The organism is Pseudomonas sp. GV071 (assembly GCF_003050835.1).
In the GTDB taxonomy this organism is placed as follows: Bacteria; Pseudomonadota; Gammaproteobacteria; order Pseudomonadales; family Pseudomonadaceae; genus Aquipseudomonas.
Map to the genome: position 1 here is coordinate 14,387 of NZ_QAOJ01000007.1, position 10,563 is coordinate 24,949.

Below are 10,563 nucleotides of genomic sequence, written 5' to 3' on the forward strand. Positions count from 1 at the left end.
TGATAAAAACAACACAGAGAACTGCGCTGCCATGGATGCTGAACTGATTGTCGACGCCCGCAACGCCACCGGTGAAAGCCCGGTGTGGAGCGTGGCTGAACAGGCGTTGTACTGGGTCGATATCCCCGCCCAGCGCCTGCACCGCTGGCGCGCCAGTGATGGCCAGAGCCACAGCTGGCAGGCGCCAGAAATGCTCGCCTGCATCGCCCGGCATGCCGATGGCAGCTGGATTGCCGGGATGCAGAGCGGCCTGTTCCGCCTCAATGCCAATGACGATGGCAGCCTCGCCAGCAGCCGCCTGGCGCCAGTCAAACACGCGCACCCCGACATGCGTTTCAACGACGGCCGCTGCGACCGCCAGGGCCGTTTCTGGGCCGGCACCATGTTCCTCGATATGGCTGCGGGTTCGCCGGTCGGCGCGCTGTACCGCTACAGCGCTGGCCAAGCTGAACCGCTAAGCGCGCAACTGAGCGATTTCATCGTGCCCAACGGCCTGGGCTTCAGCCCGGATGGCCGCACGATGTATTTGTCCGACTCGCACCCCAGCGTGCAAAAGATCTGGGCCTTCGATTACGACACCGACACCGGCACGCCGCACAACCGCCGGCTGTTCGTTGACATGAACCTCCACCTGGGCCGCCCCGACGGCGCCGCCGTAGACGCCGATGGCTGCTACTGGATCTGCGGCAACGACGCCGGCCTGGTGCACCGTTTCACCCCCGAGGGCCGGCTGGACCGCTCCCTCGCTGTACCGGTGAAAAAGCCGGCCATGTGCGCCTTCGGCGGCGCCGGGCTGGACACCCTGTTCGTCACCTCGATCCGCCCCGGCGGCGACCTCAGCGACCAGCCATTGGCCGGCGGTGTGTTCGCCTTGCAGCCGGGAGTAAAGGGTCTGGAGGAACCGTTGTTCGCGTCCTGAAAAGCCTTACCCAAGCCACCCTCAAACAAAAACAAAACGGAGCTTTAACCATGAACTTCAAACGCACCCTTCTCACCGCCGCCCTGCCCCTGGTGTTCTGCCTGTCGAGCAGTGCCCATGCGTTGAATATCAAGTTCGCCGAAGTACACCCCACTGGCTACCCGCCGGTCGTGGCCGAACAAGCCATGGGCAAGAAGCTGGAAGAGCAATCCAAAGGCGAAATCACCTTCAAGATGTTCGCCGGTGGCGTGCTCGGTTCGGAAAAGGAAGTGGTCGAGCAGGTGCAGCTCGGCGCCATCCAGATGACCCGCGTGAGCCTGGGCATCGTCGGCCCGGTGGTGCCGGACGTGAACGTGTTCAACATGCCGTTCATCTTCCGTGACAACCAGCATATGCGTGACGTGATCGACGGCCCGATCGGTCAGGAGATTCTCGACAAAATCACCAACTCCGACTTCAACCTGGTGGCCCTGGCCTGGATGGATGGCGGCGTGCGCAACCTCTATACCAAGAAGCCGGTGCGCCAGATGGCCGACCTCAAGGGCATGAAGATTCGCGTACAAGGCAACCCACTGTTTATCGACACCATCAACGCCATGGGCGGTAACGGTATTGCCATGGCCACCGGCGAAATCTTCAGCGCCCTGCAAACCGGGGTGATCGACGGCGCGGAAAACAACCCGCCGACCATGCTCGAACACAACCACTACCAGAACGCCAAGTTCTACACCCTGACCGGCCACCTGATTCTGCCGGAACCGGTGGTGATGTCGAAAACCACCTGGGAAAAACTCACCCCCGAGCAGCAAACGCTGGTGAAAAAACTGGCCCGCGAAGCACAGTTCGAAGAACGCAAACTGTGGGATGAAAAATCCGCCAGCAGCGAAGCCAAACTGAAAGCGGCGGGCGTGGAATTCATCACCCTGACCGATGCCCAGCGCAAAGAGTTCGTCGATGCGACTGCGCCAGTTCGTGCTCAGTACGGCGCCCCTTACGCTGAACTGATCAAGCGTATCGAAGCCGTTCAGTAAGCTCGTACATCCGCGTGCTCGTAGGAGCGGCTCAGCCGCGATGCTTGTGATCTCAACAGCATCGCGGCTGAAGCCGCGCCTACAGAGGGCCGCAAATAGACCATCACTCTGAACAACACCGCTGGTGAAGTCCCATGAGAAACACGTTGTTGCGCATCAATGACCAGATCTACCGCGCCTGCATCGGCATTGCCGGGCTGTCGATTCTGGTCATGACCCTGATTATTCCCTGGGGCATTTTTTGCCGTTACGTGCTTGGCAGCGGCTCCAGCTGGCCCGAGCCCACCGCCATTCTGCTGATGGTGGTATTCACCTTCTTTGGTGCCGCCGCCAGCTACCGCGCCGGCGCCCATATGGCCGTGGGCATGGCCACCGAACGTATGCCGCCGGCACTGCGGCAGATTCTGGCGGTGGTGGTGCAACTGCTGATGGCCTTGATCTGCGTGTTCATGATCGTCAAGGGCGCCAAGCTGTGCGCCGGCACCTGGAACCAGTTTCTCGGTGAAATGCCGTCGCTGCGGGTGGGTATCTCCTACTTGCCGATTCCTATCGGTGGCGTGATCACCCTGATTTTCGTACTGGAAAAACTCTTCCTCGGCGACCAAAGCAAACGCCGCGTCATGAGCTATGACGTTGAAGAAGCAATGGAGGCCAAATAAATGGATGCGCTGATACTGTTGGGCAGTTTTATCGTACTGATTCTGATCGGCATGCCGGTGGCCTACGCCTTGGGCCTCTCCGCTCTGATCGGTGCCTGGTGGATCGATATCCCCTTCGATGCCCTGATGATTCAGGTAGCGGGCGGGGTGAACAAGTTCTCGCTGCTGGCGATTCCGTTCTTTGTCCTGGCTGGCGCAATCATGGCCGAGGGCGGTATGTCCCGGCGTCTGGTGGCCCTGGCCGGCGTGTGTGTAGGCTTTGTGCGCGGTGGTCTGTCGCTGGTGAACATCATGGCCTCGACCTTCTTCGGCGCCATCTCGGGCTCTTCGGTGGCAGATACCGCTTCGGTGGGTTCGGTGCTGATTCCGGAAATGGAAAAAGCCGGTTACCCGCGCGATTACTCCACCGCTGTAACAGTGAGCGGCTCGGTGCAAGCGCTACTCACCCCGCCTAGCCACAACTCGGTGCTCTACTCGCTGGCTGCTGGCGGCAGCGTGTCGATCGCTTCGCTGTTTATTGCCGGTATCGGTCCGGGCCTGCTGCTCAGCGCGGTGATGATGGTCTTGTGCATGATCTTCGCCCGCAAACGCAACTACCCCAAAGGCGAAGTGATCCCGATGCGCCAGGCGCTGAAAATCGCCGCTGAAGCGCTGTGGGGCCTGATGGCCATGGTGATCATTCTGGGCGGCATTCTGTCCGGCATCTTTACCGCCACCGAGTCGGCCGCGATTGCCGTGCTGTGGTCGTTCTTCGTCACCATGTTCATCTACCGCGACTACAAATGGCGCGACCTGCCCAAGCTGATGCACCGCGCCGGGCGGACCATCGCCATCGTGATGATCCTGATCGGCTTTGCCGCCAGCTTTGGCTACATCCTCACCCTGATGGAAATCCCCACCAAGATCACCACCGCGTTCCTGACCCTGTCGGACAACCGTTACGTGATCCTGATGTGCATCAACGTGATGTTGCTGTTGCTCGGCACCGTGATGGACATGGCGCCGCTGATTCTGATCCTCACCCCGATTCTGCTGCCGGTCATCACCGGTATCGGCGTCGACCCGGTGCACTTCGGCATGATCATGCTGGTGAACCTGGGCATCGGCTTGATTACACCGCCGGTAGGCGCGGTGCTGTTCGTGGGTGCGGCGGTGGGCAAGGTCACTATCGAAGCCACCGTGAAAGCGTTGCTGCCGTTCTACGTGGCACTGTTTGCCGTGCTGATGGCGGTCACCTACATCCCAGCAATCTCGTTGTGGCTGCCGAGCGTAGTGTTGTAAGAAATCGATCACCTGATCGTCGGCCACGCGGCGTTGCGTCCTCGCTTTTAATGCTCACGTACTACAGTACGCTGCGCTTAAAAGCTGCGGGGCGCCTTGCCTGGCCTTAGCTCAGGAGATCTCGAATGTGCACATTCAAGTAGCGTTTTACAGGGCGCTGCGCGCCCTTTTTTCTAAGCAGCATTAGCCGCACCGGTTAAATTGGGTGCGGCTTTTTTTCTAAGGATGGTCATGTCTGCCCCTGCCCTATTCCCCCGTCATATCGCTGTGCTGACCCTGGCATTTCTGGCCAGTTGTTTTGCCGGTAACCATATCGCTGCGCGAATCGCCTTCGACCATGACACCGGTTTGCTCCTGGCGATTCTGTGCCGCTCCGGCGTCACCACCTTGGTGTTGGCCGGGTTGGTGTGGTGGCGGCGTGATTCGTTGAAGTTGCCGGCCGGCACCTTGCCTTGGCAGTTGGCGCTGGGCCTGCTGATCGCCACCCAGAGCTTTTGCGTGTACTCCACCGTGGCGCGCATTCCCGTGGCGTTGGCGCTGTTGATCGTCAACGTCGCGCCGATTCTATTGGTGCTGCTGACCTGGGCCTTGGGCGGCGCACGCCCCACGCCTCGTTCGCTGCTGTTGATGGGGGTGATTCTGTTCGGTCTGGTATTCGCCCTGGATGTGCCCGCGCGCCTGAATGGCGTAGACGATGGCATCGAATGGGCCGAGGGCGTGCTGTTCGGCATTGGCGCGGCCGCGGTATTTGCCGTGGCGCTGTGGATCACCGACAACAAACTGGCTGGCATGAAAGGCACGGTGCGCAGCATGTTGACCATGCTTATCGTGTTTTCCAGCGTGGCAATTGCAGGTGCCAGCGGAGTGATGCCGGGGGGTGTCAGCTTGCCGTCAGCGAGCGAGGGCTGGCTCGCCCTCGCCTGCCTGGTGGTGCTTTATGGCGTGGCGTTTTCACTGCTGTTTGTCTGCATGACACGACTGGACATGGCCCGTAACGCACCGGTGATGAACGTCGAACCAGTGGCAAGCCTGGTGTTTGGCTGGCTGATCCTCGACCAGTTGCTGAGTGCCGGGCAGATCATTGGCGGGCTGATTGTGGTCAGCGGCATCGTCCTGTTGACGTACCGCCGACGTGCCTAGCAGTCAGTCCTGGTTGGCCAACTGCGCCGCTTCGTGGGCCTGGCGCAGGCGCTCGCGGCTGTTGGTCAGGTGCAAACGCACGGCCGCGCGAGCGGCATCGGAATCCTGGCGGGCGATGGCTTCGAAAATCTGCTCATGCTCACGTTCCAGGCGGGCCATGTAATGGCGTTGATCATCATGGGCCAGGCGCGCCGAGTTGATCCGCGTGCGCGGAATGATGCTGGTGCCCAGGTGGCTCATGATGTCGGTGAAGTAGCGATTGCCGGTGGCTTCGGCAATCAGCAGGTGGAACTGGAAGTCCGAGGCCACTGCATCGCCGGAATGCGCCGCGCTTTCACGCAGAGCGTCGAGCACATCGCGCATGGCCTGCAGTTGGGCGTCGGTGCGGCGCTGCGCGGCCAGGCCGGCAGACTCCACTTCCAGACTGATACGGAATTCGAGAATGGCCAACACATCGCGCAGGGTGACAATGGTCGCCGGATCAATACGAAAGCCGCTGGGGCTCGGCGTATCCAACACGAAGGTGCCGATGCCGTGACGGGTTTCCACCAGCCCCGAGGCCTGCAACCGCGAAAGCGCTTCACGCACCACGGTACGGCTGACGCCTTGGGCTTCCATGATCGCCGACTCGGTCGGCAGCTTTTCACCCCGCTTGATCAGGCCATCGCGAATTTGCTGCGACAGCTCGGTCACCAACTCCTGGGCGAGGCTGCGATGCTTGCGGCGCACACGTGGCTGGGGGCTTGGGATTTCCATGTTGACGGTCATTCTCGGCTAACGGGCAGGCGGCCATCATATCCCAGCGGTTGTACGATGACACCCCTTGAGGCGCCGCAAAACTGCGGCATAACGACATCCTTTCGCGCATTCACCTGCGCCACTTCTTACAGGTTGTAACGCCCATGACCAGCACCGCCCTTGTCAGCATCGAAGACGCCCTCACCCGCCTGACCGTGGCCCCCGCGATTGGCGGCAGCCTGGTGGCCTGGACCCGGCGCAGCGACGGCTTGAACCTGCTGCGCCCAAGCCCGGCGGATGCCGATGGACCTCGTCAGCTGGCGTGTTACCCACTGGCGCCCTGGTCCAACCGGATTGCCAATGGCGGCTTCGATTGTCCCGAGGGTTGGCTGGCCCTCAGCCCCAACGCCAGCAACGACCCCTTGCCGATTCATGGCAGCGCCTGGCAGCAGGCCTGGAGCGTGGTGGAGCACAGCGCCTCGAGCCTGGTCCTGAAGCTTGAGAGCCAGGTGCCGTTCGCCTACCGCGCCGAACAGCACATACGCCTCGACAACGGGCGGTTGAGCATTGAACTGAAAGTTACCCACCTGGCAGAGCAACCCTGCTGGCATGGGCTGGGTTTGCACCCGTATTTGCCGCGCACCGCTGCAACGCAATTGCAGGTGCACGCGGATCAGGTGTGGCTGTGTGATGAAGGGCGTTTGCCCACCGAGCTAAGTGCGTTGCCGCCGGAATGGAATTTCCGTCAGCCCGCAGGGTTGCCGGATGAGCTGGTGGATAACGGTTTTACCGGCTGGGATGGTCGGGCGCTGATTACCCAAGCGGATGCCGGTTACCAATTGGAAGTGCGGGCCACCGGCAGCGAATACTTCCTGCTGTTCTGCCCGCCAGATAAACCGTTCTTTTGCTTCGAGCCGGTGAGCCATCCGGTGAACGCACACCACCTGCCAGGGCGGCCGGGGTTGCGGTTATTGGAGAAGGGCGAGACGGCCGCTTTAAGCCTCAGCTTCCATTACCAGCCGCTAAGGTGACAAAAAGCAGACCGTATTCACGGGTTAAATCGCGGTAGAGCCGCCATCCACGGCCAACGAATGGCCGGTGGTAAACGCGGCGTTATCGCTGCACAGGTACATCACTGCCGCAGCGATTTCCTCGACTTTGCCGATGCGGCCGACCGGGTGCATGGCCGCTACAAAATTGGCCTTGGTCGGATCCGCTTCGTGGGCACGACGGTACATGTCGGTATCGATCACCGCCGGGCACACGGCGTTGACGCGGATTTTCTTCTTCGCGTATTCGATCGCCGCCGACTTGGTCAGGCCGATCACCGCATGCTTGGACGCGGCGTAGATACTCATCTTTGGCGCCGCACCCAGGCCGGCCACCGACGCGGTATTGACGATTGCGCCACCGCCCTGGGCCATGATCAACGGCAGCTCGTACTTCATGCACAGCCACACGCCTTTGACGTTGACCCCCATGATGGCGTCGAACTCGGCTTCGGTACCTTCCGCCACCCGGCCTTTCTCGATCTCGATACCGGCGTTGTTGAAGGCGTAATCCAGACGGCCATAGGCGTCGATCACACCGGCCATCAGAGCCTGCACTTCGGCGTCCTTGGTCACGTCGCAACGGATGAACGTGGCGTCGCCGCCGGCATCGCGAATCAGCTGCACAGTGCCTTCACCGCCGGCCACATCGACATCCGACACCACTACTTTCAGGCCTTCGGCCGCGAATGCCTGCGCCGTGCCACGGCCAATCCCGTTGCCAGCACCGGTTACCAGGGCAACCTGGCCGGAGAAAGTCATGCTCATTCCTTTATCCCTCTTTAGTGGTATCGAATTGTTGTGGCGGCAAGTCTAGCCAGCCGCGCGGGGCCGGCGTCAGCACTATTAAAGGTCACGAGGAGCGGTTATCCAGCGCAGTGATGGCAACGGCATTTAGCAGATGGATAAGCCTGCATTCCGCTGATGATCAAACCTTGCCCTTGGGCGGTGAGCGGTCTATCACCACTGTTTCCCTGCCATGAGTGTTTAACCATGACCACCCAACTCAACCGTCAATTCCTCCTCGCCCAGCGCCCAGTCGGCCTCCCGAGCCGCGACACCTTCAGCTACGTGGAAAACCCAGTGGGCGAACCAGGCCCCGGCCAGATTCTGGTGAAAAACGAATACCTGTCCCTCGACCCGGCCATGCGCGGTTGGATGAATGACGCCAAGTCCTACATTCCGCCAGTGGGCATCGGCGAAGTGATGCGCGCGCTCGGCGTCGGCAAAGTGATCGCCTCGCAAAACGACAAATTCCCCGTAGGCACCTACGTCAACGGCGCCCTCGGCGTACAGGACTACTTCCTCGGCGAGCCCAAAGGCTTCTACCCTGTCGACCCCAACCGCGCGCCACTGCCGCTGTACCTCTCGGCCCTGGGCATGACCGGCATGACCGCCTACTTCGCCTTCCTTGACGTCGGCCAACCAAAAGAAGGCGACACCGTGGTGATCTCCGGTGCAGCCGGTGCCGTGGGCAGTGTGGTCGGCCAGATCGCCAAGATCAAAGGCTGCCGCGTAGTCGGCATCGCCGGCGGCAAAGAGAAGTGCCAACTGCTGAAAGACGAGCTCGGCTTTGACGGCGTCATCGACTACAAAAACGAAGACCTGCACGCTGCCCTGAAACGCGAATGCCCGAAAGGCGTAGACGTGTACTTCGACAACGTCGGCGGCGACATCCTCGACGCTGTGCTGACCCGCATCGCGCCGAAAGCACGCATCGTTATCTGCGGCGCCATCAGCCAATACAACAACAAAGAAAACGTCAAAGGCCCGGCCAACTACCTATCGCTGCTGGTCAACCGCGCGCGTATGGAAGGCTTCGTGGTCATGGACTACGCCAGCCAATTCGCCGACGCCGCCAAAGAAATGGGCGGCTGGATGGCGGCCGGCAAACTGAAGAGCAAAGAAGATATTGTCGACGGGCTGGAAACCTTCCCAGAGACGTTGCTGAAGCTGTTCAGTGGCGAGAACTTTGGCAAGCTGGTGTTGAAGGTGAGCTAAACAACTGGAAATGCAAAAGGCCGCGTCCCTAGAGAGCGGCCTTTTTTATTACGGTCCGGCAACCCGTTTAACGGGGCCGGCCGTGAGATGAATTTACTTTGGCGATCTCGAGCACCGGTACACCGTTGGGCGCGCGGCAGGCGCGAAAAGACCTGGCGTGTAGGTTTTGCTGTTGACCCCGGTGCCGGAAATGGACGGCGATCCAAAAACATACCCACGAATATAAAAAGCACTCCGACCTTAAATATAAGGCCCAGGCGATATTCATTTAACGGCAGAAACACAAAGGCCCGCATAAGCGGGCCTTTGTGTGAGCGGCAGGAAAACGCCTTATTCGGCGTTGGCAGCCATGGACTGACGCATGGCCAAGGCATCTTTCGGTAGGTGACGAGCAGCCTGCAGCAGCGCCAGCAAGGTCAGCAGCATCGCTATCGGGATCAGGTACATGGCGTCATGCAGGCCAACGGCCTTGAACGCTTCGTTCATTTCCGCAGCGCCTGCGGCGTACATGGCCGAATGGGCGAAGTGGTCGGACAGCCAGCCCACCACGACGGGGCCGAGGCCGCCGCCGAGCAAGTACAGGCCGGCGAAGAACAGGGCCATGGCGGTAGCGCGCAGGCGAGGTTCGATCACGTCCTGAATCGAGGTGTAGACGCAGGTGTAGAAGTTGTACGAGAACAGCCAGCCGATGCTGAAAATGCCGACGAACAGGGCAATCTCACCCGCTTCCAGGGTCAACGCCCAGGCGGTGGCAACCGTGGCGATCACCATCGAAGCAGCTGCCATCAACAGGCGTCCGCGGGGCGACTTCTGGTGGGCCTTGTCGGCGAACCAGCCGCCGATGGTCAGCCCGAACAAACCAGTGACACCGACGATGATGCCGGTTGCCACTGCCGCCTGGCCCAACGGCAGCAGAAAGTAGCGTTGCAGCATCGGCACCATGAAGGAGTTGCAGGCGTAGGTGGCGAAGTTGAAGCACAGGCCGGCGACGATCAGCCACCAGAAGGTACGAATGCTCAGCACCTTGCGCACCGGGCGATCGACTTTCACCGCCGCCACTTGCACCACTTCGGCAGCGCCCCGCTGCGGTTCACGGATAAAGAACATGAAGATCGCCAGGATCATCCCCGGCACAGCCGCGATAAAGAACGGCGCACGCCAGCTGCCGAACGCTTCGACCATCGCGCCGATGGTGAAGAACGCCAACAGCAAGCCGAGCGGCAGGCCAAGCATGAAAATGCCCATGGCGCGGGCACGTTTGCTGGCGGGGAACAGGTCGCCGATCAGCGAGTTGGCGGCCGGCGCGTAGCTGGCTTCGCCGATACCCACGCCCATGCGCACCAGCAGAAAGCTCCAGAAGCCGGTGACAAAACCGTTGACGGCAGTCAGGCCGCTCCAGGCCATCAGGCCCCAGCCCATGATTTTGCGCCGCGAGCCGGTGTCGGCCATGCGTCCCAGCGGCACGCCGGCAATGGCATAGATGATGGTGAAGGCAGTACCGACCAGACCGAGCTGCAGGTCGCTCAGGCTCCACTCATGGCGCAGCGGTTCGATGATGATCGCGGGGATGCTGCGGTCGAAGAAATTGAACAGATTGGCGAGAAACAGCAAGAACAAGACACGCCACGCATTGGCTGCCTGAGTAGCACTGGACATAACGGAATTCTCTTTTGTTGTTCTTATGAAACCGGCCGGGCCTCTACAGAAAAACTGTAGGACAAAGCACCAGGGTGCAATCTAGAGCC

The 10,563-nt window shown here is 60.8% G+C and carries 10 protein-coding genes; 7 read left to right on the top strand and 3 right to left on the bottom strand.

Annotated features, from left to right (window positions below; genetic code table 11):
- The first annotated feature begins 31 nt into the window (after window positions 1-31).
- From C8K61_RS14450 to C8K61_RS14470, 5 genes are all read left to right on the top strand, one after another.
- On the top strand, window positions 32-919 hold the full coding sequence (locus tag C8K61_RS14450; RefSeq protein WP_108096967.1) for an SMP-30/gluconolactonase/LRE family protein: 888 nt from the start codon (window positions 32-34) through the stop codon (window positions 917-919).
- 50 nt (window positions 920-969) lie between these two features.
- Entirely contained in the window at window positions 970-1,950 is a 981-nt protein-coding gene (locus C8K61_RS14455; RefSeq protein ID WP_108096968.1) for a TRAP transporter substrate-binding protein, read from the top strand.
- Between the two features lie 134 nt (window positions 1,951-2,084).
- Window positions 2,085-2,609: a TRAP transporter small permease gene (locus tag C8K61_RS14460; RefSeq protein ID WP_108096969.1), complete on the top strand. Its 525-nt coding sequence runs from the start codon at window positions 2,085-2,087 to the stop codon at window positions 2,607-2,609.
- Entirely contained in the window at window positions 2,610-3,890 is a 1,281-nt protein-coding gene (locus tag C8K61_RS14465; RefSeq protein ID WP_108096970.1) for a TRAP transporter large permease, read from the top strand.
- Between the two features lie 231 nt (window positions 3,891-4,121).
- A complete protein-coding gene (locus C8K61_RS14470; protein WP_108096971.1) occupies window positions 4,122-5,030 on the top strand; it encodes a DMT family transporter in 909 nt (302 codons plus the stop codon).
- 3 nt (window positions 5,031-5,033) lie between these two features.
- On the opposite strand, the gene C8K61_RS14475 is transcribed toward C8K61_RS14470, so the two are convergent.
- Entirely contained in the window at window positions 5,034-5,786 is a 753-nt protein-coding gene (locus tag C8K61_RS14475) for a FadR/GntR family transcriptional regulator (RefSeq protein ID WP_108096972.1), read from the bottom strand.
- A 146-nt stretch (window positions 5,787-5,932) separates the two neighbouring features.
- Between C8K61_RS14475 and C8K61_RS14480 the strand changes: the two genes are divergently transcribed.
- Window positions 5,933-6,799 (top strand): aldose 1-epimerase, encoded by an 867-nt coding sequence (locus tag C8K61_RS14480; protein ID WP_108096973.1) that lies wholly within the window; start codon window positions 5,933-5,935, stop codon window positions 6,797-6,799.
- A 24-nt stretch (window positions 6,800-6,823) separates the two neighbouring features.
- On the opposite strand, the gene C8K61_RS14485 is transcribed toward C8K61_RS14480, so the two are convergent.
- Entirely contained in the window at window positions 6,824-7,585 is a 762-nt protein-coding gene (locus C8K61_RS14485; protein ID WP_108096974.1) for an SDR family oxidoreductase, read from the bottom strand.
- A gap of 225 nt (window positions 7,586-7,810) precedes the next feature.
- Between C8K61_RS14485 and C8K61_RS14490 the strand changes: the two genes are divergently transcribed.
- Window positions 7,811-8,818 carry an NADP-dependent oxidoreductase gene (locus tag C8K61_RS14490; protein ID WP_108096975.1) on the top strand — a complete coding sequence of 336 codons (1,008 nt, stop codon included), beginning with the start codon at window positions 7,811-7,813 and terminating at the stop codon, window positions 8,816-8,818.
- Window positions 8,819-9,148: 330 nt separating this feature from the next.
- Here the strand turns inward: C8K61_RS14490 and C8K61_RS14495 are convergent, their stop codons facing one another.
- Complete coding sequence (locus tag C8K61_RS14495; protein ID WP_108096976.1) at window positions 9,149-10,474, bottom strand: MFS transporter; 1,326 nt, start codon at window positions 10,472-10,474, stop codon at window positions 9,149-9,151.
- Between the last annotated feature and the right edge of the window lie 89 nt (window positions 10,475-10,563).